Genomic DNA, 26,628 nt, shown 5'->3' on the forward strand with positions numbered 1-26,628 from the left:
TCAGGAACGGTCTTTGTAAATATCGATCAAGAGCTAAAGCTCGATCTGGTGAACGCGAGGCCCCGCCGCGGCCGATGGCATCTTGCCCTCCATGATAGCCGCTATGTCGCGGCGCAGGAAATCCAGTGGACCGATTGCCGGCAACGCCTCCGGCGAGAAACGCGCATTGTCGCTCGCCGATTTCAGCACCTTGCGATCCTGCTCCAGGGCAATGTTGAACAGCGGTTTGAAGGCGAGCGCCTTGAGGTGGCCGATCCCGCCCTGGCGCGGACCGATCAGCCAGCCGACACCCTCGACGGTCCGCTCATCGGCCTGGCGCAGATGGAAAGTCGTCGCCAGCACAAGCCCGTTTGTGCCCCAATATTCCAGTTCGGCGATACCGGGATGGCGAAAGCGGCCGATGGTCTTGGTGCGCGCGCCTTCCAGAAGCCGGCTGATCAATCCTTGCTGGCGCTCTTCGCCGGTATAGCAGGCTTCGACCCAGCCCTCGCCGCCGGTCACCTCGACATGAACCAGATGCCGTTTGGCACTGAGCCCGCGCAGCAAGCCCTTGTGGGTGAAATGCGTGTGGGTGGCGTCAAGGATGTTTTCCGCGGCGTCGATGACCGTCGACTGTGTCGAGGAGCGCACGCGCCGCACGATCACATCCTGGCCCTGCATGCAGTGCAGATAAGGTTCGCCCTCGGGGGAGCCGACCGCAACGAAGACGACGCCGTCGCGCTCGATCGCGGGGTAGCGCCGCACCCGATAATGCGGCACCGCGCCGACATGGCCGGGAATGGCGGTGCAGCGGCCATCACCGTCAAAACGCCAGCCATGATAAGGGCATTCGATCTCGCCCTCGACGATCTTGCCCGTCGACAATTCGACCAGCCGGTGCGCGCAGCGGTCGAACAGGGCGGATATCCCGGTGGTCGAGCGGAACAGCACCACCGGCGCGCCATCCAGCAGGAGACGCCAGGGTTTGCGCCCTACATCGGTGGACAGTGATACGGCCTGCCAGTGGTCTTTCTTCACAGGCTCGCTCACAGCTCAAATCTCCGAAGCAGCGGAATGCCGACCCAATTCAGCACCGTTTCCATGATCCGAACCGCAACGCGACGGCCAAGCGGCAGATGCCTGACGTAGACGGCGTTGTACTCGATCGCCGGCACCGCGCCGCGACGGCGTTTGAAATCGGCCGCACCGGCACTCATGTTGAAGAACAGGCCGCGCGCCGTGGCATGATCCTGCGCCATCGCCATCACCATGCGGTAGAGCCCGTCGCCGATCGGCAGGCTGGTATCGTAACCGACGATGGGCTGGGTCAGCGTCCGGCCATTTTCGAACAGACCGGTGACGGCGACGATCCTGCCGCTGCCGTCACGCAAGCCGGCAAGTCTGAGGATGCCTCGACGATGCATCTCGCCTATGTAGCGGGCTGTGTAGTGCGGATTGAGTGGCGTGTACTTGTCGAGATAGAGCATAGCATAGAGCTCTTCGCTCCTGACGTAGTCGGCTTCGCTGAAGTCGCGATCGCCGACCAAGCGAAAGGGCGTCGAGCGCAGCCGGGTACGGTCGCGTTTCATGTCGCGCGTCGTCGACGGCGCCGCGCTGCGATCGGCGAAGATATAGATCTGCCGCGCCGCCAGCATGCGAAAGCCTTGCGCCTTCAGCGCCGCGATGGTTGAGGGGTCCGCGATATCGTTGAGCGAGCGGATGACAATGGCGCGATCGGGAAAGCGCGTGGTCAGCTCAGTCCGCATCTCGGCGATGGCGGCGCGTTCGAGCCGTGGCACCGGATTGGTCGAATAGAGCCAATTGTTGACCTGTACCTGATGGTCGAGGCCGCTTGCCTTCACCAGCGGTGCGCAGGCACGGACCAACGCGCGAACCGTGCGCTGCAGCAATGGGCTCGAAGCAAAATTGCGCGTTTCGTCGATGGCATAGTCGATATAGGCGCTGGACGGGCAGCAGATGTAGCAATTCGGCGCCTCGCTGGCGTCGTTCAACGTCAGTGGAAAAATACGCCCGGCGACCTCGAAAGCCTCGACCCTGACCGTCAGGTTGCGCACGAGATCGCGGGAGGGCACCTCGTTGAAAAGCTCGACCAGAGCCTCGACCTGGCGCGGACTGTTCTCGACCCGATCGGCATGGCTTTCGTCGATGTTTCCAAGACTCACGGCCCCGCCCCCAGCCGGCATTCGACGCGGCGCAACTTGCGGCCGGTTTCCAGTGGCAGCGGTGCACGAACGAGTTCCACTGCGACGATTGCCTGGCGCGCGGCAAGCAGCGCGCGCACCGCCTCCAGTGCAGCCTCCGCCGCGTCGTCGGCGAGGCCCGGCGCCAGCCGCAGCTCGACCGTATCGGCTGCCGTCTGGATCAGCCGGAAATCGTCGATACGGCGATCGGCCCCCAACACGGCGTTTCGCAAAATATCTGGCGTAACCAGGATTGGTCCATGCATCGAGACCAGCCGGAAGACATCGTCCATGCGGCCGACAATCTCGTCCACCGTGCGCAGCGGCGAGCCACAGCGGCAAGGCACCTTGGACAGACGCAGCAAATCGTTCATCCGATAACGCGCCATGATCTGCGTCTGCCGGCGGAAGGCCGTGACCAGCGGCATGACCAAGCCGTCGCCGACCGGCTCGAACTCGAAATACACTGAATCTTCGGCCAGATGCAGCCTGCCTTCCCGGCACGTGACCGCGAACAGTCCCTCCGTCGCCATGTAAATCTGGTCGAGCGGCAGCCCGAAAAACGCCTCGATGACCGGCCGGTCGACCGGATCCAGCGTTTCGGCGGCCGCGAAGACACGGACCGGCGCCAGCCTGAAATTCTCCGTCGCGACGTGGCGCAGTATCTTGGGCGGCGCAATGATCACCGTCGGCGCAAAATCCTCGAGTGCATCGCGCCAATTTTCCGGACCAAGCCTAAGGTCGAAGAAGCCGAGTTCGACGCGCCGGGATTGGCGCGCGCTGTCATAAAGTCCGCTGTTCTGCGGCAGGATCACGGCCACGCGCTGCCGGCGCCACAGAAGGTCGGGAATGGCCTTGGCCAGGATCGTACCCAGCCAGCGATATTTCTCTGCCTCGGAAATGACGAACAGGCCGCGATTGCCCGATGTACCGGTGCTGGCGCCGACGGTCAGGTCGCCGAGGCGGCCATCCGAGGAAGCAGCGGCCCAGGCATCGCGGGCCGACACGCCACCGATATTGAAGCGCTCGAAATTCGCCATCAGCAGTACCTTGTCGGTCACCGGCAGATCGTCGAGACGGTGCGGCGGCTTGCCATAGAAAGGCGCCAGCGGCAGGTCGCGGTCGAGCCAGCGCCGCAAGGCGCGGGCCTGCCAGCGTTCGAAATTCCTGCGGCTCTTGCGCGACACCCATCGGGTGTGGGCGAACGAGCCCAGCGCTTCTGCAAACCTACTCATACGCTCTCGCCATCCAGATCGTATGATTTCGGTTCCGGATCATGGCAGAACATCACCTCGCCGCCATCCGCCAGAAAACGGCGCAGGACTTCGCTGGTCGGCTCGATAGCGGCGAAGTCTTCGGCCAGCAGGCTCGCGGGAAAGCCGGGTGTACGTCTCTGCACCAGTGCCGTGAGCAGCCATTGCACATCGACCGCGTAAAGCAGCGGCCGCTCCATTCCGGCGAACAACAGGCCGAACTGCCCGTCGGCATGACCGGGCAGATCGACCGCAACCACGCTGCCGTCGCCGAACAGATCGGCCCCGCCGGGAATGGCGCCACGCGGTGCGATCCATGCCTTGGTCGACAGCCCGTCGAGGCGGGTCTCGAAGTCGGTCGGAAACAGTTCGGCGAAGACGCCATGGCGCAGATTCTGCCACGCCGCGCGCACCTTCAGCCGCGACCAGGCGGCGTCGCTGGCAATGAAACGGGCATTGGGAAACTGCGACAGGCCGGAAATGTGATCGGCATGGAAATGGGTGACGATGACAGTGCGCACATCGTGCGGGGTGAGGCCGAACCGCGCCAGCACCGGCAGCGGTTGCTCGGCCGCGTTGAGCTGGGGCTTCAGTATCGCGCCATAGAGGCGCAGTGCAGCGCCACGGTCGGTGCCGCTGGTCGCTTGCGGCGTATAGCCGGTGTCGATCAGCACCGGGCCGGTCCGCGGGTGGATGATGAGGCCATAGCGAACACGCAGCCGGACGCTCCGCCAGCTGCCGCCGTGCAGGATCAGCCTTTCGGCGGCACTGACCCAGGCGCTGTTGGCGAAGACAATCTTCACGCTACCGCCCTCCCTGTTACAAACCGGCTTTCCGCCGCCTTGCCGAATGTGCGGTCAAGTCCCTCCTCGAATGACACTTTCGGCGCCCAACCCAGCATCCGCGCAGCCTTTGAAATATCGAGGCTCTGGGCATAGGCGAACAGGCCGAGGCCGTAGCGCGTGACCGGCGGTTCGGGCCGGCCCGGCAAGCGCAGTGCCACCGCCTCCATCGCACCCGCCGCCAGCATGGCCGGCCACAACGGCATTTTTCGCCACCGCGCCGCCACGCCGGCGCGCGCGCAGGCGGTTTCGGCAATGCGGCGCACCGGCAGCACCTCGCCACCGGAAATGTTGAAAATCTGGCCATCGGCATCGCTGCCGGCTTCGAGCGCCGCGACCACCGCCTCGACGACATCGTCGACATGGGTGAGGTCGATACGCGCCTGACCGTCGCGAAACAGCGGCAATGGCCGCCGGGCCGCGGCAAGCAGGCGCGGCAGCAAGGCGCGGTCGCCAGCCCCGTAGATGCCGCGTGGCCTCAAGATGACCGGGCCAATCCCGGACGCAGCGAGCACGATCTCCTCCCCTTGCCGCTTGGTGAGGGCATAGGCATTGACCGGCTCCGGCAAAGCCATGTCCTCCGGCACGCCGAGCTGGTCGCGAAAGGCGAAGCAGACCGAGGGGCTGGATATCTGGACGAAGCGGCGCACGCCCTGCCGATGCGCGAAATCGACGAGATTGCGGGTTGCCGTGACGTTGGCTGCTTGAAAATCCGCCAGCCGGCCGAACGGCGCCGAAAGCGCCGCGCAATGCACAATGGCACCGAGTTCCCCGAATGCGGCCCCGGCACCCGCATCGAGCGGCTGCGACAGATCGCGGCGGACAACCGCATGACCGTCGGCTTCGAGCGCCGCGCAGCGCCCGACATCGCGGCCTTGCGCCACCACCTGCATGCCATCCGCTGCCAACCGCGCCACGATATGCGCGCCGAGGAAGCCGCTGGCGCCAGTGACGAGCACGCGCCTCATGCCTGCAGCGCCATGCCGCCGAACGACACGCCGGCCGAGGTGCCGAGGAAAAGTAGCTTAGCTCCCGGCGCTATGCGCCGCTCGCGCCGCGCAATGTCGAGGGCGAAGGGGATGGAGGCGGCGATCTGGTTGCCATAGCGCGCCGCGATATCGACGAGCTTCTCCCGGGCAAAGCCGGTCTGACGCGCCATATGGACCAGGGCGAAGGGGCTGGCCTGATGCGGCACGACGAGGTCTACCTCTTCGTGATCCCAGCCCGCGCGTTCCAACAAGTCAGCCAGGAAGCCGTTGAAATGTCGCGATGTGACGCGAAACAGCTCCTTGCCATCCATGTGAAACAGAGTGTGGCTGGCGAATTCCTGCGGCTGGCGATGGAAGTCGAAACGAGTTCCGCCGGAACCTATGCCACAAGCGTCATAGGCTGAGGGATAGGTTCGCATCAGACTGGCTACCATCTTGCCTTCTCCCGGCGCCGACCGACACAGAATAGCCGCCGCCGCGCCGTCGCCGAACAGGGCAGCGATTTCCGGCTGGTCTTTCCAGGGCAAGGCGCGCGAGGCGATCTCCGAGGAGAATATGAGCGCCCGTTTGCTTTGCCCGGCCTCGATCATGCGGCCGGCAGTCTCGAAGGCGGTCAGGAAGCCGAGGCAAGTGCTGTTGACGTCGAAGGCCGCCGCCGAACCATCGGCCATGCCCAGCCGCTGCATCACCAGCGGCGCGGTCGATGGTAGCGGCTGGTAGGGCACGCCGCAGCCGCCTACTACGAGATCGATCTCGCTTGCCTCAATCCCGGCATCCGCGAGCGCCAGACGGGCTGCCGCGCAAGCGAGATCCACCTGCGATTCCGCATCGCAGACATAGCGTTCGACGACACCGGTGGCGGCCTCAAGCTGGCCGAGGCTGAGTCCCAATTTTTCGTCGAGCGTGCGCGACGTCACGCACCTTGCCGGCACGGCACGCCCGGTTCCGATGATCTTGATCCGCACTCTCAGCCCGCCACGTGAGTTGCTCTTCTTCCAACTCATAGATCGATGCTAACAATTTATGGTGATATTCCGTCAATCGTCGTCGACGATGAAGTTCTTGAGTGAAGCAAAGAAGGTCTCCGCCCTTGCAAACCTCGATCGGTCTTGCGTTGGTTTTGCTGCTTGGCGGAGCCACCTCTTGCTTTGCCAACACCGATTTCCTGAGAGTTTCGGTCGAGTGCCCAAATCCAGGCGGCAGCGGGATTCTCCAGACGATCGATGAAAAGCCCAATGGAAACCAATCGCGTGTCTCGACATCCTACATTGATGGGCAGGTAGACAGGATCATCGTGTCTTATTCGGGAGATGGATCGAACTTACGTGACCGGTTCACACTCAGTCGTTCGACAAGTGTCGGAACGAAAGAGTTTCCGGCGTTTCGCGCGTTCGAAGACCGTGCCAACGAATTGCTGAGATTCTTTTGCCAAGCGGATCCGGAAACGAGGCAGCGGTATCTCGATCTGCTGCAAGCCAACCGGCAGTTGCTTATCGAAGAGAAGAGCCAGTAACAACCAAGCGCAGGCGACGATCATTTGCAAACGTTTCTCAGGCCTTGCGCTCCGGGCGCCGATCCGGCATCGGCTGTCAGTAGGCTGTGGCGTCGGCGTACTTTCATCTCTTCCAATGTCCCCTGGCCGCCTCGACCTGGATCGTGTCACGGCCGTTGAATAGGAACACGGGACGCTCGTAACCGACAAGGTCGGGCGACACCATGCCGACATGCCGTTCCGCGCAGATACGCGATCGCGCAATGGACGGCGCTCTCTACCTATGCGCTCAATGCCATGCCGAAATGACCGATGTTACGGCATAGAATGGACATGTGCGCGCTTTCCGGCAAAAATGACCATTGATCCGCGCGGTGCGAATGAGAGGCCCTTTATGCGCAGAGCTTGCGAGCAGTGCGATGAAAACAACCCGCAATTGCGGCCTATCTCCGCGAAGCGGCTTTCCGTTCAGGTTTTGGTTCTTGGCTTCTTTTCCGCTATAGCCGGTTGCGATCTATCCTCCCTTCATAAAGAAATATTGGCAAAATATTCTCATCCTGACGTTTATATTTGCAGCCCGAGCGGCTTTGGGCAACAATCTAGTTGCACTCTGAAAGTTTGACGTCCGCCAAGATCGCGCGAGCCCCCGTCTTCATTTGGGTATATTTCCTGGGATATAGGCCGAGATGCAATAGGGTGCCGACATCGGTGTTTCCCGGTGCCCAGCCCCCCTGGCGGGCCGTCAAATGGCCGATCCAAACTGTTGATTTGCAAAGGGTATCCTCCTCGGACCCGCGCGGTATGGCATTGCGGGTCGAACCCACCCGAGGGTTAACCATTCGCAATTTGTTGTAGTTAACGAATTGCTAATTTAGTTGACTATGATCTCCACAGGTATATTTTCAATGCGTTGGGATGTGCAATTTGGGCGAGCAATCGACGATGATGGCACTGGGCACGTGATCGCGATTTTGGGGCGCGGAGCAGGGTAAGCGGCAGCACGTAAAGCGTGCGGCACCGGCCCGGCGAACCTGAAGAATAATTGACGCACATCAATGTTGGCGAATCCGCTGATGCGGAGGGTTTGTCACGTTCTGAAGGCGTAGTCGGACTGTTGTCCCGGCTCGGCGATAGCGTGCGCGTTGCGTAAGGGGCAAGCATGAGCAAGGTCATCAAGGTTCTGAAACTGGGATCTGGGATCGGTCAAAGAGAGCCGAACCAAAAACGACGTCGCGCCCTGGTTGCCGGGGGCGCGGGCTTCCTGGGGTCGCATCTGTGCGAACGCCTGTTGCGGGATGGGTATGATGTCGTCGTGCTGGACAATTTCCACACCGGCAAGAGGTACAATCTCAACGCCCTTCTGCGCGATCCAAAATTCACCTGCATCGAGCATGACATCGTCGATCCGCTGCCTGTGGATCTTCAAGTCGACGAGATCTACAATCTCGCCTGCCCTGCCTCTCCGCCGCACTATCAGGCGGACCCGATCCATACGTTCAAGACAAGTGTGCTCGGTTCGCTGAACCTTCTGGAACTCGCGCGCCGGAACAATGCCAAGATATTCCAGGCCTCGACTTCCGAGGTCTACGGCGACCCGTTCGTACACCCTCAGCCCGAGAGCTATTTCGGCAACGTCAACACGCATGGACCGCGGTCCTGTTATGACGAAGGCAAGCGTTCGGCCGAAACCCTGTTCTTCGACTATTCGAGAACATATGGCCTCGACATCCGCGTTGCCCGAATCTTCAACACCTACGGCCGCCGCATGCAGCCCGATGACGGGCGCGTGGTCTCGAACTTCATCGTCCAGGCGTTGCGCGGCGAAGACCTGACCGTCTATGGCAGCGGCCTGCAGACCCGCTCCTTCTGTTACGCCGACGACCTGATCGAGGGCTTCATGCGGCTGATGAATGCACCGCATGCGCCCGCCCATCCGGTCAATCTCGGCAACCCCGGCGAATTCACCATCATGGAACTCGCGACGCTGGTCGTCGGCTACACCAACTCCAGATCCAAGATCGTGCACCGGCCATTGCCGGTCGACGATCCCAGGCAGCGCAAACCGGATATTTCCTTTGCCAGGGACAATCTCGGTTGGGAGCCAAAGATCAACCTGGCCCAGGGGCTCGCGCACACCGTCGACTATTTCGACACGCTGCTCTACGGCAGCCGGATGATCACGGGGGCCGCGGCTTCATGAGCCGACCGGCGATCCTGGTGACAGGTGGGGCGGGCTTCATCGGCAGTCACACCTGCAAGCTGCTGGCCGCCGCGGGCTATCTGCCCGTGGCTTTCGACAATCTGTGCCGCGGCAACCGGAAATCCGTCGCCTGGGGACCGCTTGTCGTCGGCGATATCCGGGACCGGGATGCGCTGCAAACGGCGATCGGGACATACAGGCCGACCTCGGTCATCCACTTCGCGGCGCTGGCCTATGTTGGGGAATCCGTTGGCGAGCCGGCCGATTATTATTCGACCAATGTGACCGGCACCATCGCCGTGCTCGACGCGGCACGCGCGCACGCCATTGAAAACATCATCTTCTCCAGCAGCTGCGCAACCTACGGCGTGCCGGAAGCGCTGCCCATTCGCGAGACCTCCTCGCAAAATCCGATCAGCCCTTACGGGCGCACCAAGCTGATGGGAGAACAGATCATCGGCGACTATGCGTCCGCCTATGGGATGAAATTTGCGATCCTGCGCTATTTCAACGCCTGCGGTGCCGATCCCGACGGCGAGCTCGGCGAGTGGCATTCACCGGAAACGCATCTGGTTCCCAGGGTGCTGATGGCGGCGTCAGGCATGATCGACGAAATCGAGGTCTTCGGCACCGATTATGACACGCCGGACGGCACCTGCGTGCGCGATTATATCCACGTCAGCGACCTGGCCCGCGCCCACCTGAAAGCCCTCCAGCACCTCGAGGGCGGCGGACAAAGCCTGGCGGTCAACCTTGGCACCGGGCGAGGCGTTTCCATCAGGGAGATCGTACAGGCGGTCAGCCGGATAACCTCAAGACCGGTTCCGGCCGTCTTCAGAGTCCGGCGCCCGGGAGATCCGGCCGAGCTCTATGCCGATCCGGGCCAGGCACGCGCGCATCTTGGCTTTGTGCCGCAGCTTTCCGACATCGACACGATCGTCAGGACGGCGGCGCCGTTCTTCGGGCTGCAGACGAAACCGGTGAAACTGCCGCCAAGCCAGGCGGCCGCATCCGTCGCGGCTGGATAGATCAGAGATAGCGCGGGTGGCAACTTGCGAGTTGGCCAAAACCGCTAGGGCTGCAGATGTAAGGCGAACTGCCCAGCAACGCACCGTCATCGCCCGGATTGAAAGAGACTTTCACAGGCCCCGGCGTGCGCACTTTGATCGGCTGCGGCGATGTAAAGGCGTAGGCACTTTCAGTCGTTCGTACCGCGCTCGTCATCAGAATCTGAGGATCGCTTCTGAGCGAATGAACCGTGGACATGGCGTAGACCGGCTGAGCCGCGGGCTTGGCGCGGACCGGATGGACCACAGGCTTGATGAAGACCGCATCGGTTTTGGTCGCATCCAGGCCCTGACAGCCTGCAACCGCAGAGATCATCGCCACAGCCGCAACAATAGATACTATATTTTTGCTTGGGCCAAATGCGCCCATTGCGGATTTGCTCATCATGTGTCCCTTGTTATCAGTATGAGCCAAGGGCGCATTGCGACATACCATGCCTTCGTCGCTTCTACGCCACGCGGGCGACCCCTCGCACATCACGCATGAACATTAGACATCACTAATTATTAAATTTCATAAAAACCTATGGTAGGCCACCGTCTCGTCGTCCGTCAGTTGCAATTGAATGCGATCGATCGGCGGTCGGCGCGCCTACTGCCCCAGCAGAACCGCTTGATGCTTGACCATAAGCGATTCGCAGGTTCCCCGACAGGCGCCGGCAAAGCAGCGCACTGTCAAAACAGGGAAGGATTTGGGGGTTGCTCAGCCCGTCGCGACGGGCCTGGAGCGAAACGCACAATCGCTCACTGCGTCGACGCTCATGCAAGGCACCACCGGCTCAATATGGCTGAAACCGACCTAATTCTTGGAATCGATCAGCTTGCGGGTCTCCTCGAACTGCGCGCCCTTGGCGTCACCCACTTCGAATTTCTGATACTCGTCTGACGGGTCCTCAGGGGTTCGTTTGAAACTGTACCATACCCCATCCGGATCCTTGCGTTGCTGAATTGCTCCACCCACGATGCGGTGGCTGTAGCAGGTGCGCTGCTGCTTACCCTTGTAGCTCTTGGACCGCCAGGCAACGTCCATGCACATCTTGCCGTCTTTGGTCACCAGCCACCTGCCCTCTGCGACAGAGGCTGAATCCTGCCCCGACGTCCAGGCCCGAAGGGGGCGACCGATCTGTCCAAAATAAGCCGCTCCGTCTTTCCACAGCCATGTGCGGTCCGTGTAGAGAAGCTGCAATTCGAAAGCCGTCGGCACGGCGGCTTCCGCAGGTTTGGGGTTCTTTTCGTTGGCCGCCTGAGCCGCTCCAGAAAGCGCCAACTGGCCACAAACGACCAGCAGGGGCAAAAGCCAGGCGCGCCTGGCAGGCTGGCCGCGTTCCGGCTCTGTGCGAGGCCGACGCAATCCGGTCCAAACTGTCGGCACAATCAGCGGTCGCATTTCGGCTTTCGTATCCCGATCCAGCTTAGCGCCGACATGATCGTGGCCGAGGACGCGCCACCTCGGAGCGTTCTCCCCATCGACGCAGCACCGGGTTTCCCGGGCGCGCGGTCAGCAGCTTTGGCTTGCGGTCATTAACAGCCGGGCAAAGACCGATGTCAACCTTTTGCGCCGTAGCGCGGCGCTTCAGGCCAAGGGGTCAACAAGCCACCGCAAACACGCGCCGATGTGAGACTTCGACATCAAGCCACGAGGCCGCCCGAGGACGGTTGGAGGGCGTTTGCCGATTGATATCGGCACGAATGGAAATCCGGGCGCAAGGGGTGGCTGGCGCGCCCCGCGCCGCCTCACTTCTCGCGCCCGGATTCCAGTCCCCACCGAAAGTCTTGCTAGCGCGCGCGGCAAGTCGCGCGCTGACCAAATCCGCTCGGACCGCAGATCCAGGGGGAATGACCCAGGAACGGGCCACCATTGCCTGGCTGGTAAGAAACCCTCACTGGCGCCGGCGCGACGATCCTGGCCCGTTGCGGCCGCACGAAGGCGGCGTAGGCAGTCTCGGTCGTGCGTGTCACGCTGGTCGTCTGCATAAGCCGCTTGCGGCTAAACGCATGACTCAGCTTCTTCTTCCCGACGTAGTGGATCTTCTTGGCTGGCGCATGCACCGCAGGCTTGCCGGCGAGTGAGCCGGTCGTGGTCGCGTCCATGCTCTGGCAACCGGAAACCATCGAGATCAATGCAACAGCAGCCATAGACCAGGCATTTTTTCTGCCCTTGGCAGCCAAACCCCTCATGAATTTGTTCATCATCTATCCCCTGTCGATAAATGCAAGTCGATTGGACGCAGAGATATTTTTCTTTGGTGTCTTCCGCGCCGCGTGAACAGCCAACTGCCACTCACATCATTGCCCGAATATTAGAGGATACTTATTAAAATTCGCGCAAACGGCATGGTCAGTGCCGCCTTTCAGCGCTCGATCTATTATAATTAAAATTTGATCTTATTTGCTCACGCCTGAAGCTGCAGCAGGTCGCTGGCCCGCAATCGAGACCGTCAATCAAGGTGGATGCAGTTCGGGAGAACTCTTTACGGTTGGATGAGACTGGGCGTCAGCGCCGCGTTTCCCAACCAGGATCGAAGTAGAAGTTGCGGGTGCCGATATTGCCCTGGCCAGCACCGGAAACCACATAGGCGACGCGTACGATGCGCAAGCCGCCGGCGCCTTGCTGCAGCCCGTAGACGCCCTCCATGCCACGGTCGTAAAACCCCATCGCCGGCACGACGAGCGCCAACATTGCAAGCGAAGCCTGCAAGGCGAGCTTCGTCACATTCGCACGCAACGGGATACTGTTCTCGATGACATGCCTTACGACAATGACCAACACCAGGAGCCCGTAGAGGAAAGCGTTGAGGGCGGCGAACCAGTAGAAGCCGGTGGCGTCGAAGGGGTGGTCAACGAGCAGGACGGGCAGCGCCGCACCGATCGCCAGCACCACATAGGGAAAGAAGGCGCGGAGCGGAATCAGGCTCTTTGGGCCACTGCCCTTTGGTGTGACGCGGAAATCTACGAAAGACTTCGTCAGATAGTCGCGCAGCGACGACACCGTACCGGCCAGCACCCAGGGCCAGCGCGCGAAGAAGAGGAACAGCGTACCTTCCCAACTTATCGTCTTGGCCGTCATCGGCCGCGAGAGGCCGAATGCCTTCAGCATCATTACAAGGCCAACCAGGGCGCCGGCGTTGGGCAGATAGTAGAAGAGGAAGTCGGCATACATGACATTGGCAAAGTTGCGCCCGGTGAACAGCGCATACATCGGCATTGCGTACATCAACAGCGCAAAGACGGCGAACAGCGGATACCAGAGCTGGCAGAACAGGAACTGGAACCGCAACCTCGGCGACAGCTTGGGAAAGTATGTGGGCGAATATTCGAGCAGGATTGTCATCAGGCTGCGCGACCACTGGAATTCCTGGGTGACAAGATCGGCAAAGGTTTGCGGGCCGTCGCCGTGGGCAATGGCATCCATCGCATGCACGCCGCGCCATCCGGCCGCGTTGATCAGCATCGAGGTGGAATGATCCTCCGCCAGTTCCGGACCGAGACCGCCTGCCTGCTTCAGCGCCCTCGTTCGCACGGCATAGTGCGAGCCGATGCAAAGCGGCGCCCCGCCGCCGGTATGGCCGGACTGCAAGGGGCCGTGGAACATCCCTTCCGGGAACAGCCGGCCGCGGGCCGACCAGCTTTCGGCGGCATTGTTGTCGCAGATGCTCGGCGCCGACACATAGCCGACCCTGGGATCGGCGAAGGGATAAAGGATTTCCCTGAGATAGGTCGGCGTCGGTACGTGGTCGGCGTCCATCTGGGCGACGAAATCGTAACGCTCATAACCATAGTGATCATAGAAGAACGCCAGATTGCCTTCCTTGCAGCGGGTGCGGCGCGGCCATGTCTTGCGGTGATAGTCTTCCCTGCCGCGCCGCGTCGAAATCAGCACGCCGTGAGCATTGCACCAGGCGATCGTGTCTTCGGAGGGATCCTCGTCGGCAAGCCAGGTATCATGCGGGTAGTCCTGCGCCAGCATCGCTTCCAGCGTGCGCGCAACCACGGCAAACGGTTCCGATGGGGCCTTGGTGACAACCATCGCGACCCGCGAACGCTTAGGGACACTGTAAAGCTTTGAAGGTTTCCGTGACGCGTGCACGTTGAGCAGGAAGTACATCGGCATCAAGGTCAGCCAGGCCAGCACGAGCGTGGCAAAGGTGAATGGTCCGATGTGTTCGATATGTTCCGGCTTCAGCCACCAGACCCAGAAAAAGCCGAGGGTGACGAACCAGAAAGCCAAGCCTGCCCGCAGGATCCATTGCTGGGCCGGAGAAAGTACGGGCACGAGAAAAGGAGCCTTCTGCGCCGCGTTGGCCAGAGCCGACCCGGGCCGCCTCGCCTGTGTGCTCGTACGGCCGATGATGCCTACGTCTAAACTCATACCCTTACACGCCGCCACTTTGGGCTGCAGCCAACGACTGCTGCAAGGCCCTTAAATCCCCGCAGCAGAATCGGCCGTCGCTCCGTTAGTGTCAACTAAATTAAATATTCCTTAACCATGCTTCTTGAGCGTTGGTTAACCTAACCCCTTGAACGAGAGCCCAAACTTTCGGCACGAGGGCCGATGGTCGACTTCGGAATAGACGTCCAGTGAAATTTTCAGCGTTGGAAAATAGCTGGTGAGTCAAACGCGCCCGGTCGGATTCCGGCAAGCTCGGCCCGTTAACCATGCCGAGCGTATTATGGTTAAGCAACCGTTAATTGTACTTGACTCCTGGTCGCGATCGGCTCTTAAATTAGCTTGGGATGATATATCGGAATATGGCGCGAATTTGTGAGTATCGCGGCGAAACCTTCTCTCTTGAGCTCCTCGTACCGGCGTCTTGAGAGATGATTTTCATGGTGGGGATCCGTGCGTAGCACTCCCGCCAATAGTCGCTCCGAAATCCCGCGGATTCCGCCGATAAGCCGATAGGGTTGAATGGTTGCGTCGATCACTTGTCGACGCGTGGGCGAGGCTTCGATTCCCACGGGATATCGAAGCCATGGGAGATTATCATGAAACATACCGCAGTAAGCGCGCTTGCCATCGCGTTGGCCTTGGGCGGCAGTGCGACGTTGCCGACTTCAGCGGGTGCCGGATCGGCAGCCGCGACGGATCCCGTTCAGACGAGCAGCGCCGCGTCGGCGTTTGGATCCTATGATCCTTACGGCGACTTCAGCGCCGACAAGACCGCCAGCATCGAGGAGTTGTTCCTGCCTTGGGAAGACGTCGATCTGGCGAGCCTTCCCCTGGCCGATGCCTACGCTCTTCAGCGAAACCGGTCGCTCTTGATCACCATCGAGCCTTGGACCTGGTCGAAGGACTGGCGCATCACCCCGAACGAACTGCGCGACGGCATATTGAGCGGCAAATATGACGCAAACATGCAGGCAATCTGCAACCTGGTGGGGGCCATGAAGAGCCCCGTCACCATTCGCTGGGCGCAAGAAATGGAGGATAAGAACGGCCGCTTCACCTGGGCCAACTGGGCACCCAAGGACTGGATCGCCGCCTATAAGCGCGAGGTCGATGTGTGCCGCAAGGCTGCTCCAGCCGCCAAATACATGTGGTCACCCAAGGGTGAAGAGGGTCTGGAGAAATACTACCCTGGCGACGACTACGTCGACGTCATCGGCCTGTCGGTGTTCGGCCTGCAGAAAAAAGACAACGACGAAAAGGGGCGTGATCGTACGTTCGCCGAGACGCTGAAGCCCGGATATGACCGCGTCGCGGGTTTCAACAAGCCGATCGAGGTGGCGGAGCTCGGCTATGTAGGGAAGCAGGAATATGTGTCGCAATGGGCGGCCGATTCCCGCAAGTCCTATGCGGAATTTCCAGCCCTGACGTCGGTCGTCTACTTCAACCAGAAGGAAGTGTGGCCATGGTTGGGTGGCTATGGGCTGCCCGATTGGCGGGTTACCCAGCACGTCTTGCCCTAGACCTCGTGCACCGGGTGCAAATGCAAGCGTAAAAATTGGGTGTGGCGTAGAGTCGTAGGGGTAGGGTCGTGAAACGAGTACTGGGGAATTCCATTGGAACGGCACTTGCCTGTTCCATAGCAGTCTTGGTTTGCCAGCTTCCAGCAGCAGCCAAGACAGCGGCACAAGTCGCCGAACTGGCCAAGCAGGCCGAAGCGATGCCCGACGAAGGCATCTACCAGATGTATCAGAACCGCTCGTGGCTCTGGGGCCGAAACGGCGCTGGATATTTTGCCGTGCAGCGTCGTCAGTTCAGCGCCTGGACTTCGGACAAGGGCAAGCTGGGCTACGGTGACGGTATTTGGTTCATTCCTGGCGGAGGCAAGCTTTGCTTCCGGGCGAAATGGCATGGCGCGGGAGGCGACTCCAACGCCCTCACCTGCTTCGAGCATCGCCAGGCCGGCAGGGTGCTCTATCAGCGCAAATTACCGGATGGCGACTGGTACGTCTTCAGGAGCTCGCATCGCAACCTGGCGGACGAGTTCATGAAATTGAAATACGGCGATTATGTCAGCCGGAAACAGAAACGGATCAAGGCACGAGAATAGAGCCTTATCATCCGCGCCAAATCGCTGGTTGAAACGCGTCGCATCGATATGGATCGATGCGACGCGTTTCAGGCCTGTGTTCCCTGCGTGGCGTTAAGCCTTGCGCTCCCAGCGGCGGTCTGATGTCTGCTGCCAGTAGGTCACGGCATGGCCCGCGTCCTTCATCGTCTTCCAATGCCCCCTCGCCGCCTCGACCTGGGCGGCGTCGTGGCCATCGAACAGGAACACGGCACGCTCATAGCCGGCAAGGTCTGACGGTACCGCGCCGTCGACCAGGAATCTTATTTTGGCTTCGTTGGGGTTGCCATCGCCAGTCGTCAACAAGATAGGCTGTTCGCCGGGATAAGCCTCTCGATCGGTCGCGTGCGCCAGGAAAGAATCATCGCGGAAGGTCCAAAGATGCTGATCGAGCGCGTCGCGTCGTTCCTCGGTGCCGGTCTGCACGACGGCGCGCCAGCCACGATCGATGCTGCGCTCGAGCAGGCCCGGCAGCGCATCCTCCAGCGTCGATTCGGTCAGGTGATAGAACAGCACGTCGGCCATGGATCAAGGTCAGCTCTCGTAGTGATCGCGCACCAGCCGGTCGAGCAGCCGCACGCCGAAGCCTGAGCCCCAGGACTGGTTGATCTCGTTCGATGGCGAACCCATGGCCGTACCGGCAATGTCGAGATGCGCCCAGGGCGTGTCCTTGACGAAGCGCTGCAGGAATTGTGCGGCGATAATGGCGCCACCGTAGCGGCCGCCGATGTTCTTCATGTCGGCGTTCTTGGAATCGATCAACTTGTCGTATTCGGCGCCAAGCGGCATGCGCCACAGGCGCTCCTGCGTCGCCTGCCCCGCCGCCGCCAGCCTTTCCGCCAGTTCGTCATTGTTGGAGAACAGGCCGGCATAATGCAGGCCGAGCGCGACCATGATGGCGCCGGTCAGCGTCGCCAGATTGACCATGAATTTCGGCTGGAAGCGGTCGTTGCAGTACCACAGCGCGTCGGCCAGCACGAGGCGGCCCTCGGCGTCGGTGTTGAGCACTTCTATGGTTTGGCCCGACATCGACGTGACGATGTCGCCGGGGCGCTGGGCATGGCCATCGACGGCGTTTTCGACCAGGCCGATGATGCCAACCACATTGGCTTTCGCCTTGCGCGCGGCCAAGGCGTGCATCAGCCCGGTGACCGCCGCGGCACCCCCCATATCGCCCTTCATGTCCTCCATGCCCGATGCCGGCTTCATCGAATTGCCGCCGGTGTCGAAGGTGACGCCCTTGCCGACGAAGGCGACCGGGCTGTCCTTGGGTTTGCCGCCGCTCCACTGCATGACGGCCATGCGCGCGCCACGTGGCGAGCCTTGCGCGACGCCGAGCAGCGAGCCCATGCCAAGCTTCTTCATCTCCTTTTCGGTCAGGATCTCAACCTTGACGCCGAGCGTCTCGAGTTCCTTGGCACGGGCCGCGAACTCGATCGGTCCCAGTATATTTGCCGGTTCGTTGACGAGGTCGCGCGCCAGAAGCACGCCGTCGATCACCGCCTCGGCATCCGCGAAGGCCTTCTTGGCGCCTGCCAGATCGGCGGTGTGGATGGTTACCTTGACCGGCTTCTTCGGATCGGCCTTCGCGTCATCCTTGTCCTTCCTGGTCTTGTACTTGTCGAAGGAATAGCTGCGCAGGAGAATGCCCGCCGCAAGGTTGGCGGCATCCTTGCCATCCGCCGAAGCGCCGACCAGGTCGAGCACCACCGAAACGTCGGTTGCCTTACGCAACGCCGCTGCAATGGTACCGCCCAGTTTCAGCCAGGCATGTTCATCGAGCCCCGCCGCCTTGCCGGCACCGACCGCGACCAGCCTGTCGAGTGACGTTCCCTCTGGTGCCAGAATCTCGACGACGCCGGCGAACTTGCCGGTGAACTCGGCCACCGGAAAGGCCCGTTCCAGCGTCTTGCCGGGATCGTAAGCCATGGCCGCGCCGCTCAGGCCGCCGTCATCCGCCGACAGCACGAAGACCGTGCCCTTTCTGCTTGCCGCCGTCTGAGGCGCTGCGAATTTTGCAAAGGCGATCGACGGTCTCGGATTCATCATGTCCTGCTTTCGGGGATTGCGCGATGGTAAGCGAAGCGGTTCGAAGCGATCCGCGACATTTGGTCGTTTTCCGGCATTTGGCAAGACTTTGCCGAAATGGCTACCCATATGACACGTGGAATCGATGGCGATTCGTCGCGGCACGGCCCCGCTTCATGCCGCAACCTGTTGTTAACCATCGATGTTTTCCCTTTCTTATCCATTCCCTCCGACACTCCGGTCCATTGCGGCACGCGACGTGGGACGGGAACCGGAGTGCCTGCCTGATCGAGCCTATCGGAGCCAGTTGTGCGGGCGCCGCCGGGCGGCTACCCTTAGCGTGGTGGCATGATGCCGTTCGAGAAAATCGAGTAAAGCCTTCATGAAGGTCGTTGAACGCTACATCATGCGCCGCGCTTTCGTGGTCTTCCTGGCAGCGCTGGTCTGGACGCTGGCCATCGTGTGGACCACGCAGGTGCTGGCCAAGATCGACCTGGTTACCGACAGCGGCCAGTCGTCGCTGACCTTTTTCGAGGTCGCCGCCCTCATTCTTCCCTCGATCATCCCGATCGTCGTGCCTTTCGCGCTGGTGGTGGCGGTCGCCCAGACACTCAGTGTCATGAATTCAGATTCCGAACTGGCCGTCGTCAACGCCGCCGGCGCCTCGCGCTGGACGATCGTGCGGCCAATCATGCTGCTGGCGCTCGCAGCCAGCGTTTTTTCCTTTGCCGTCGACAATGGCATCGACCCCTATGCACGGCAGAAGAACCGCGCCCTGGTGGCCGAGTCGCGCGCCGATCTGTTGTCGCTGATCATCCAGGAAGGCACTTTCCGCAAGATCGAGGACGGGCTGTTCCTGCAGATTGGCGAGCGGCTTCCCAATAACAAGCTGGGCGGCATCTTCGTCGCCGATTCGCGCGAGGAAGGCGTCAATCTCGTCTATTACGCCAAGACCGGCAGCGTCGTCGAACGCGGCGGCGAAAAGGTGCTGATGATGAATGACGGCGTCATCCACCGCAAAACGCTGACCGGCGACCTCAGTGTCATCCGGTTCACGTCTTATGCCTTCGACATGTCGGCCTTCATGGCGGCGGCCTCCGAAGTGACGCTGCTGCCGAAGGACCAGACCACCCAGTACCTGCTCAATCCCAACGTCAACGACAAGCTTTATCAGCAGAACCCCCAGGAGTACCGGGCCGAGATCGACCAACGATTTTCGGAATGGCTGTATTCCATGGTGTTCGCGCTGATCGCCCTCGCGGTTGCCGGCGACGCGCGCTCGCATCGCGAGGCGCGCGTCAATCCTTTGATCACGGCCATCACCATATCGCTGTTCGTGCGCTGGCTGGGTTTCTTTGCCGCAAGCAAGGCCGATGAAGTGCCGCAATATGCCTACATGGTCTATGGCGTGCCCATAGTGGCTTCCGCAGTGGCGATCTGGTTCATCGTCTCCAACCGGACCATGGAACTGCCGGTGGCCTGGGCGGACTGGATGACGAACCTGGCCGGCCGCGTCGGTGACGGTTGGAACGCCCTCAAGCTGCGTTGGTCCAGGCGCGGCACTTCAGGCCAGGAGATCGGCTGATGGGCTGGACGCTGGGCCGTTACTTCTTCTTCCGCTACGTCACGATCACGATCTGGTTCTTCCTGGGCCTGTTGGCGCTGGTGTTCCTGATCGATTTCACCGAGCTGTCCGGCCGCACCACCGGCCTGCCCGGCTTCACCTACGGAACGGCGGTGGCCATTTCGGGCCTTCGCATGCCGATGATCATGCTGCAGACGGTGCCGTTTGTCGGCCTGTTCTCGGCAATGGCGACACTGGTTTCGCTCAACCGCCGCTACGAGCTGGTCATCGCGCGGTCCGCCGGCGTTTCCGCCTGGCAATTCCTTTTGCCATGCTGCATCGGAGCCTTGCTGTTCGGCTTTGTATCGGTCGGGCTCATCAACCCGCTCGCCGCGCACGCCTTCTCTCTGTCCGAGCAGATCGAGACGCAGTTGCGCTCCGGCAAATCAAATACGGTTTCGGCCGATGCCGCCCCCTGGATTCGCCAGAAAACCGGCACCGGCGACACCATCATCGGCGCGCGGGCCATCCTCAACCAGGGTCTGGAGATGTCCGACGCCGTCTTTTTCGTCCTCGACCAGCAAGGCAACATCGTCGAGCGCAAGGATGCCGCGCGTGCTTACCTGCGGGATGGCTATTGGGATTTGCAGGATGTGAAGACCTTCAGGAACGGCACCATCCAGCCTGCGGCAAGCGATCGTGTGCCGACCAATCTGAAGCCCGAATTCGTGCAGGAGCGACTGGCGCGACCGGAGACCATTCCGTTCTACGACCTGCCTGGAAAAATCGAGGTTGCCCGTTCCTTCGGCCTCAAGGCAAATGCGTTTGCCATGCAGTTTGATTCGCTGGTGGCGTTGCCGTTCCTCCTCGTCGCCATGACGCTGATTGCGGCAACAGTTTCAATGCGATTTGCGAGGATGGGACAATCGGCAACGATGATTCTGGGTGGCGTCGTTGCCGGGTTTCTGCTTTATGTCGTTTCGGTGCTGGTGAAGGCATTCGGCGTGGCGGGGTTCGTGCCGACCGCCATAGCCGCCTGGGTGCCGGTCGTGGTAGCTATGTTCTTCGGGGTGACTTTCCTGCTATACAAGGAAGACGGCTAGTGAGGGAGGCGTTTTTGCCCAGCAACAGGCAGGCCAATCTGGCGCGCCTCTATGCGGCGAGCGCCTTGGCGTGCCTGCTTGCCAGCGCCGTGCCATTGCCTGCGTTCGCGCAGGAAGTCGGCAAGATGGCGACCAACGTGCCATCCGGCTCGCAGATGCTGCTGGCGGCCGACACACTGGAGTACAACAACGACAACCAGACGGTGACCGCCGTTGGCGGCGTGCAGATCGACTATGGCGGCAACCGCCTCGTCGCCCAGAAGGTCGTATATGACCGCAACACCAAGCGGATGGTTGCCACCGGCAATGTTGAGATCGTCAACAGCGACGGCACCAAGATCAATTCGCAGCATATCGACATCACCGACGATTTCGCCGACGGTTTCGTCAACGCGCTGCGCGTTGAAACCATCGACAAGGCCTATTTCGCCGCCGAAAGCGCCGAGCGCATGGGCGGCGTGCTGACCACATTCCACAATGGTGTCTACACCGCCTGCGAGCCATGCGAGGACAAGCCCGACAAGGCACCGACCTGGCGCGTGAAGGCCAGGAAGATCATCTGGAACGGCGAGAAGAAGACGGTTCGCTTCGAGAATGCGAATTTCGAATTCTTCGGCTTTCCGCTCGCCTACCTGCCGGCGTTCGAGATCGCCGACCCGACGGTGAAGCGCAAGAGCGGCTTCCTGATCCCGGGGATCAGCTACAACAGCCACCTGGGATACAGCGTCAAGGTTCCCTATTATTTCGCCCTTTCGCCGACTTATGACCTGACGGTGACGGGAAGCGGCTACACCAAGCAGGGCTTCCTCGGAGAGGCCGAGTGGCGCCAGCGCTTCAACAATGGCGCATACAGTTTGAAGATCGCCGGAATCCAGCAGCGGGATCCGGACGCCTTCATCGACAGCGCCGGGCGCAACGTCGATTCGGGCGCGGCGGGCGATCCCAACAAATTCCGCGGCATGATGGGCACGCAAGGCCAGTTCGCCATCAACGAACGCTGGAACTTCGGCTGGGACGTGCTGCTGCAGACCGACAAGGACTTCTCGAGCACCTACAACATCGACAAGTACAATGCCGGCGTCCATCAGTCGACGGTCTACCTGACAGGTCTCAATGGCCGCAACTACTTCGATGTGCGCGCCATGCACTTCGACGTGCAGGAAAATACACTCAACAGCAATATCGCCGCGCGCAGCAACCAGCAGCCATGGGTTCTGCCGTCGCTTGACTACGCCTATATCCCCGACGCGCCGCTGGCCGGCGGCCAGCTGTCGCTCAACGTCAACACGCGGGTCCTGCGCCGCGGTGAACTTGATCAGACTTTCAACACCCCATACGACGCTAGCACGCCTGTGCAGCGCGTGCGCGGCATTGAAGGCGAATCCGGCCGTCTCACTGCCGAGACCGAGTGGAAGCGGTCGTTCGTCAGCGATGACGGGCTGGTGCTGACACCGTTGCTGGCGCTGCAGGGCGATGTCGACTATCTCAACGCGTCATCAGGTTCGCTCGATGCCATCAACCACATGGCGGCCAACCCAGATATTAATGCCAGCGCCGATATGCGTTCGTCGTTCGCCCGCTACATGGCAACCGTCGGGCTCGAAATGCGTTGGCCGATGCTGTTTTCGCTGGCCAGCGGATCGAGCCATGTCATCGAGCCGATGGCGCAAGTATTTCTGCGTCCCAACGAACAGTATGTCGGTGGCCTCGCCGTTCCGAATGAAGACGCCCAGAGCATGGTGTTCGACGCGACCACGCTCTTCGAGCGCGACAAGTTCTCCGGTTACGACCGCATCGAAGGCGGTTCGCGCGCCAATGTCGGCGTCCGCTATTCCGGCTCCTATATCAACGGCTGGGGCACCAATGCCATTTTCGGCCAGTCCTATCAGATTGGCGGCGAGAACTCCTTCGCCGAGCCGGATCTGGTCAATGTCGGCGCCTATTCGGGCCTTCAGACCACCAAGTCCGACTATGTCGGCCTGTTTGGTGTCAACAGCCCGAACGGATTTGCAGCCTCCGTCAGCGGCCGCTTCGACGAACAGACCTTCGAGATGCGCCGCGCCGAGTTCAAGGCCGCCTATTCAGGCCTGCCGGTGTCGCTCAGCGCTAAATATGCCTTCATCCAGGCCCAGCCGCTGTACGGCTTCACCACTGACCGTCACGAGGTCACGCTGGGTGCATCGACGCATCTTGCCCAGAACTGGCGCGTGTTCGGGACAGGAACCTATGATCTGCAGGAAAGCCTGCTGGTCAAGGATGGGGTCGGCTTCGCCTACAACGATTCCTGCTTCACCTATCTGATGACGTACTCGCAGTCGCGTGACCTGAACACCAGGGAAGTGACGCAGAGCATCGGCTTCAACCTGTCGTTCCGCACCCTCGGCGACTTCGGCTCGTCGACCAGCGCAATCGACACCATCCAGTAGCCGGCGAGACATCGTTTCGCCGCATAGGGCTGGCACGGATTCGCGCACCCGGGAGAGGACGAAATTGGGCGGAACCGGGATAGAATTGGGATGCTAATGATGAGGAAATACCTCTTTTCAGCAGGGTTCGCGCTGCTTGTGGCGGCGACATCCGTGTCGATGACCGTCATGACGCCGCCGGCTTTTGCCAGCGAGATCAAATACGTCGTCAACGACATACCCGTCACGTCAGGCGATATCGCGCACCGCGCCGCCTTTTTGAAGCTGCAGCGCAAGAAGGGCGATGCCGCCCAGGAGATGATCGACCAGACGCTGCGCCTTGCCGAAGCCAAACGGCTTGGCATCCGCATCAGCGACGCCCAGGTCGAGGCGGCCTATCAGCGCTTTGCCACCAACAACAAGATGCAGCTCAGCCAGCTTGATGGCGTGATGGAGAAATCCGGCGTCGGCAAGGACCATTTCAAGGAGTTCATCCGCGCCCAGATGGCTTGGAACCAGGCCTTGAGTGCGCGTTACCATTCCGGCGAAGGCGGCAGCGTGACCGAACAGGACGCGGTCCGGCGCATGCTCGATAAGGGCGGGGCCAAACCAAGCGCCACCGAGTACATGCTGCAGCAGGTCATCTTCGTCGTACCGGCCGCCGAACGCAGCGCGACGCTGGCCAAGCGCAAGCGCGAGGCCGATGCCATGCGTGCCCGCTTCAACGGCTGCAACACGACGCGCGAATTCGCCAAGGGCCTCATCGACGTCACCGTTCGCGATCTGGGCCGGGTGCTGGCGCCGCAATTGCCGCCGGACTGGGCCGAGCAGATCAAGGCGACCAAGGTCGGTGGCGCCACGGTCACACGCGAAACCGAGCGCGGCGTCGAATTCATCGGCATCTGCTCATCGCGCGAAGTGTCAGACGACAAGACGGCTCAGATGGTGTTCCAAAGCGAAGGCTCCAACGACAAGGCGGCCGACGATCTGAGCAAGAAATATGTCGACGAGCTGAAGGCGAAAGCCCGTATCGTCAAGCGCTGACGTGAAGAGCGCGATGACCGCGCTGGCGCTGAGCGTCGGCGATCCCTCCGGCATCGGCCCCGAAATCGCCATCGCCGCCTTCCTGGCGCGCGAGGCAGCCGGCGTGCCCGCCTTCTATCTTTTGGCCGATCCGGCGCTGATCGCCTCGCGGGCGAGGCAGCTGGGCGTGTCGGTGCCGATCGTCGAGACAACGCCAGTGCAAGCGGCGCAGGTTTTCACCCATACCTTGCCCATCGTTCCACTGGCGGCCCATTTCATTGACAGCCCCGGCCGGCCGGATCCGGCCAATGCGGCCGGCACCGTCGAGGCCATTGACCGCGCTGTCGCCGCCTGCCTTGCCGGCGACGCCGCCGCCGTGGTCACCTGCCCGATCGCCAAGAAGCCGCTCTACGACGCAGGGTTCCGCTTTCCCGGCCACACCGAGTATCTGGCGCATCTGGCGGCGCGGCATAGTGGTGTCGAGGCAATGCCGGTCATGATGCTGGCAGGCCCTGACCTGCGCACGGTTCCCGTCACCATCCACATCGCCCTGGCCGAGGTGCCAAAGGCCCTGACCACCGAACTGATCGTCGCGACCGCGCGCATCACCGCGGCCGACCTCGCCAACCGCTTCGGCATCACCAGGCCGAGGCTTGCCATTGCCGGCCTCAATCCGCATGCCGGCGAAGGCGGTTCCATGGGCCTGGAGGATGAGCGTATCGTGCGCCCGGCAGTCGACATCCTGCGTGCCGAAGGCATCGATGCTTTCGGCCCGCTGCCGGCCGACACGCTGTTCCATGCCCGGGCGCGGGCAGGCTATGACGCAGCACTTTGCATGTATCACGACCAGGCATTGATCCCGGCCAAGACGCTGGCTTTCGACGAGGCGGTCAACGTCACGCTTGGCCTGCCCTTCATCCGCACCTCGCCCGACCATGGCACCGCCTTCGATATCGCGGGCAAGGGCGTTGCACGGCCCGACAGTCTGATCGCGGCGCTGAAGCTCGCCAGAAAGCTCGCCGACACCGACGCAAAGGCCGTGGCCGCATGAGCGCTGCCGTTTCGGGTTCGAACGCATGAGCATCGATGGGTTGCCACCGCTGCGCGACGTCATCGAGCGCCATGGGCTGCAGGCGAAAAAGGCGCTTGGCCAGAATTTTCTGCTCGACCTCAATTTGACCGGCAAGATCGCACGCAGCGCAGGCGATCTGACAAACACCGCGGTGATCGAGGTTGGTCCAGGGCCCGGCGGCCTGACAAGGGCGCTGCTTTCCAACGGCGCCCGCCGGGTCGTCGCCATCGAACGCGACGAACGCTGCCTGGCTGCCCTTGCCGAAGTCTCCGCTCATTATCCCGGCCGGCTGGAGGTGATTTCCGGCGACGCGCTGAAGACCGACTTTGCCGCCCTCGCCTCCTCGGCTGCCCAAGACGGCGGTCAGGTGCGGATCGTGGCCAATCTGCCTTACAACATCGGCACCGAGTTGCTGGTGCGGTGGCTGACGGTCCCGGACTGGCCGCCTTTCTACGCCTCGATGACGCTGATGTTCCAGCGTGAGGTGGCCCAGCGCATCGTCGCAGCACCCGGCAGCGATGCCTATGGCCGGCTCGGCGTGTTGGCCGGCTGGCGCACGCAGGCCAGGATCGCCTTCGACGTGCCACCCCAGGCCTTCACACCCCCGCCCAAGGTCACCTCGTCGGTGGTGCATCTGGAGCCACGTGCGACGCCCCTGCCCGCTGATGTGAAAAAACTCGGACGCGTCACCGAAGCCGCCTTCGGCCAACGCCGGAAGATGCTGCGGCAGAGTGTGAAAAGCCTGGGCGGCGAGCCCCTGCTCGAACGCGCGGGCATCGATCCGACCCGGCGCGCCGAAACGCTCAGCGTCGAGGAATTTGTGCGACTGACCAATGCGGCTTAGCACAGGCAGCCCTGGAATCGTGACGTTAGCGGCATAGATAGGCTGGTGAGA

General features: G+C 61.7%; 23 protein-coding genes. 11 read left to right on the forward strand and 12 right to left on the reverse strand.

Going from position 1 to position 26,628, the window contains the following annotated elements; genetic code table 11:
* Positions 1-33 precede the first annotated feature (33 nt).
* Genes JN279_RS27330 through JN279_RS27355 form a run of 6 tightly spaced genes read right to left on the reverse strand, consistent with a single transcriptional unit; the run spans position 34 to position 6,229 of the window.
* Entirely contained in the window at positions 34-1,029 is a 996-nt protein-coding gene (locus JN279_RS27330) for a Rieske 2Fe-2S domain-containing protein (RefSeq protein WP_202350723.1), read from the reverse strand.
* Positions 1,026-2,162 carry a GNAT family N-acetyltransferase gene (locus tag JN279_RS27335; protein ID WP_244734167.1) on the reverse strand — a complete coding sequence of 379 codons (1,137 nt, stop codon included), beginning with the start codon at positions 2,160-2,162 and terminating at the stop codon, positions 1,026-1,028. The genes JN279_RS27330 and JN279_RS27335 overlap by 4 nt, the downstream gene beginning before the upstream one ends.
* Positions 2,159-3,415, reverse strand: a complete 1,257-nt coding sequence (locus JN279_RS27340; protein ID WP_096456481.1) for a F390 synthetase-related protein — start codon at positions 3,413-3,415, stop codon at positions 2,159-2,161. The genes JN279_RS27335 and JN279_RS27340 overlap by 4 nt, the downstream gene beginning before the upstream one ends.
* Positions 3,412-4,236 carry an MBL fold metallo-hydrolase gene (locus tag JN279_RS27345; RefSeq protein WP_202350724.1) on the reverse strand — a complete coding sequence of 275 codons (825 nt, stop codon included), beginning with the start codon at positions 4,234-4,236 and terminating at the stop codon, positions 3,412-3,414. The genes JN279_RS27340 and JN279_RS27345 overlap by 4 nt, the downstream gene beginning before the upstream one ends.
* Complete coding sequence (locus tag JN279_RS27350) at positions 4,233-5,243, reverse strand: NAD-dependent epimerase/dehydratase family protein (RefSeq protein ID WP_096456477.1); 1,011 nt, start codon at positions 5,241-5,243, stop codon at positions 4,233-4,235. Before JN279_RS27350 ends, JN279_RS27345 begins: the two co-directional genes overlap by 4 nt.
* Positions 5,240-6,229: a 3-oxoacyl-ACP synthase III family protein gene (locus JN279_RS27355; protein ID WP_096456475.1), complete on the reverse strand. Its 990-nt coding sequence runs from the start codon at positions 6,227-6,229 to the stop codon at positions 5,240-5,242. The genes JN279_RS27350 and JN279_RS27355 overlap by 4 nt, the downstream gene beginning before the upstream one ends.
* 125 nt (positions 6,230-6,354) lie before the next feature.
* On the opposite strand from JN279_RS27355, the gene JN279_RS27360 reads away from it, so the two are divergent.
* From JN279_RS27360 to galE, 3 genes are all read left to right on the forward strand, one after another.
* Positions 6,355-6,777 (forward strand): hypothetical protein, encoded by a 423-nt coding sequence (locus JN279_RS27360; RefSeq protein ID WP_096456473.1) that lies wholly within the window; start codon positions 6,355-6,357, stop codon positions 6,775-6,777.
* Positions 6,778-7,915: 1,138 nt separating this feature from the next.
* Entirely contained in the window at positions 7,916-8,956 is a 1,041-nt protein-coding gene (locus JN279_RS27365; RefSeq protein WP_096456471.1) for a UDP-glucuronic acid decarboxylase family protein, read from the forward strand.
* A complete protein-coding gene (galE, locus tag JN279_RS27370; protein ID WP_096456469.1) occupies positions 8,953-9,984 on the forward strand; it encodes a UDP-glucose 4-epimerase GalE in 1,032 nt (343 codons plus the stop codon). The genes JN279_RS27365 and galE overlap by 4 nt, the downstream gene beginning before the upstream one ends.
* A 1-nt stretch (position 9,985) precedes the next feature.
* On the opposite strand, the gene JN279_RS27375 is transcribed toward galE, so the two are convergent.
* The 4 genes from JN279_RS27375 to JN279_RS27390 form a co-directional block, all read right to left on the reverse strand.
* Positions 9,986-10,408 (reverse strand): hypothetical protein, encoded by a 423-nt coding sequence (locus tag JN279_RS27375; RefSeq protein ID WP_096459079.1) that lies wholly within the window; start codon positions 10,406-10,408, stop codon positions 9,986-9,988.
* Between the two features lie 414 nt (positions 10,409-10,822).
* Positions 10,823-11,410, reverse strand: coding sequence for a DUF995 domain-containing protein (locus JN279_RS27380; protein WP_096456467.1), 588 nt, complete (start codon positions 11,408-11,410; stop codon positions 10,823-10,825).
* Positions 11,411-11,799: 389 nt separating this feature from the next.
* Entirely contained in the window at positions 11,800-12,213 is a 414-nt protein-coding gene (locus tag JN279_RS27385; protein ID WP_244734169.1) for a hypothetical protein, read from the reverse strand.
* Positions 12,214-12,517: 304 nt separating this feature from the next.
* Positions 12,518-14,392 (reverse strand): glycosyltransferase family 2 protein, encoded by a 1,875-nt coding sequence (locus JN279_RS27390; protein WP_096456463.1) that lies wholly within the window; start codon positions 14,390-14,392, stop codon positions 12,518-12,520.
* Positions 14,393-15,009: 617 nt separating this feature from the next.
* On the opposite strand from JN279_RS27390, the gene JN279_RS27395 reads away from it, so the two are divergent.
* Both JN279_RS27395 and JN279_RS27400 read left to right on the forward strand, forming a co-directional pair.
* A complete protein-coding gene (locus JN279_RS27395; RefSeq protein WP_096456461.1) occupies positions 15,010-15,933 on the forward strand; it encodes a glycoside hydrolase family 26 protein in 924 nt (307 codons plus the stop codon).
* Positions 15,934-16,001: 68 nt separating this feature from the next.
* Positions 16,002-16,520, forward strand: coding sequence for a DUF995 domain-containing protein (locus tag JN279_RS27400; RefSeq protein WP_096456459.1), 519 nt, complete (start codon positions 16,002-16,004; stop codon positions 16,518-16,520).
* A 93-nt stretch (positions 16,521-16,613) separates the two neighbouring features.
* Here the strand turns inward: JN279_RS27400 and JN279_RS27405 are convergent, their stop codons facing one another.
* Complete coding sequence (locus JN279_RS27405; RefSeq protein WP_096456457.1) at positions 16,614-17,063, reverse strand: DNA polymerase III subunit chi; 450 nt, start codon at positions 17,061-17,063, stop codon at positions 16,614-16,616.
* A gap of 9 nt (positions 17,064-17,072) precedes the next feature.
* On the reverse strand, positions 17,073-18,584 hold the full coding sequence (locus tag JN279_RS27410; RefSeq protein ID WP_096459076.1) for a leucyl aminopeptidase: 1,512 nt from the start codon (positions 18,582-18,584) through the stop codon (positions 17,073-17,075).
* Positions 18,585-18,948: 364 nt separating this feature from the next.
* On the opposite strand from JN279_RS27410, the gene lptF reads away from it, so the two are divergent.
* The 6 genes from lptF (at position 18,949) to rsmA (ending at position 26,577) form a co-directional block, all read left to right on the forward strand.
* A complete protein-coding gene (gene lptF / locus JN279_RS27415; protein WP_096456455.1) occupies positions 18,949-20,151 on the forward strand; it encodes an LPS export ABC transporter permease LptF in 1,203 nt (400 codons plus the stop codon).
* The gene (gene lptG / locus JN279_RS27420) at positions 20,148-21,233 is read left to right on the forward strand and encodes an LPS export ABC transporter permease LptG (protein WP_202353805.1); all 1,086 of its coding nucleotides are present in this window, start codon (positions 20,148-20,150) and stop codon (positions 21,231-21,233) included. Before lptF ends, lptG begins: the two co-directional genes overlap by 4 nt.
* On the forward strand, positions 21,233-23,659 hold the full coding sequence (locus JN279_RS27425; protein WP_202350726.1) for an LPS-assembly protein LptD: 2,427 nt from the start codon (positions 21,233-21,235) through the stop codon (positions 23,657-23,659). Before lptG ends, JN279_RS27425 begins: the two co-directional genes overlap by 1 nt.
* A gap of 90 nt (positions 23,660-23,749) precedes the next feature.
* A complete protein-coding gene (locus JN279_RS27430) occupies positions 23,750-24,682 on the forward strand; it encodes a peptidylprolyl isomerase (RefSeq protein WP_179298103.1) in 933 nt (310 codons plus the stop codon).
* Positions 24,683-24,695: 13 nt separating this feature from the next.
* A complete protein-coding gene (gene pdxA / locus JN279_RS27435) occupies positions 24,696-25,712 on the forward strand; it encodes a 4-hydroxythreonine-4-phosphate dehydrogenase PdxA (protein ID WP_202350727.1) in 1,017 nt (338 codons plus the stop codon).
* Positions 25,713-25,737: 25 nt separating this feature from the next.
* Positions 25,738-26,577, forward strand: coding sequence for a 16S rRNA (adenine(1518)-N(6)/adenine(1519)-N(6))-dimethyltransferase RsmA (gene rsmA, locus JN279_RS27440; protein WP_096456449.1), 840 nt, complete (start codon positions 25,738-25,740; stop codon positions 26,575-26,577).
* The last annotated feature ends 51 nt before the right edge of the window (positions 26,578-26,628 follow it).

This window comes from Mesorhizobium sp. 113-1-2 (genome assembly GCF_016756475.1).
Taxonomy (GTDB): Bacteria; Pseudomonadota; Alphaproteobacteria; order Rhizobiales; family Rhizobiaceae; genus Mesorhizobium; species Mesorhizobium loti_C.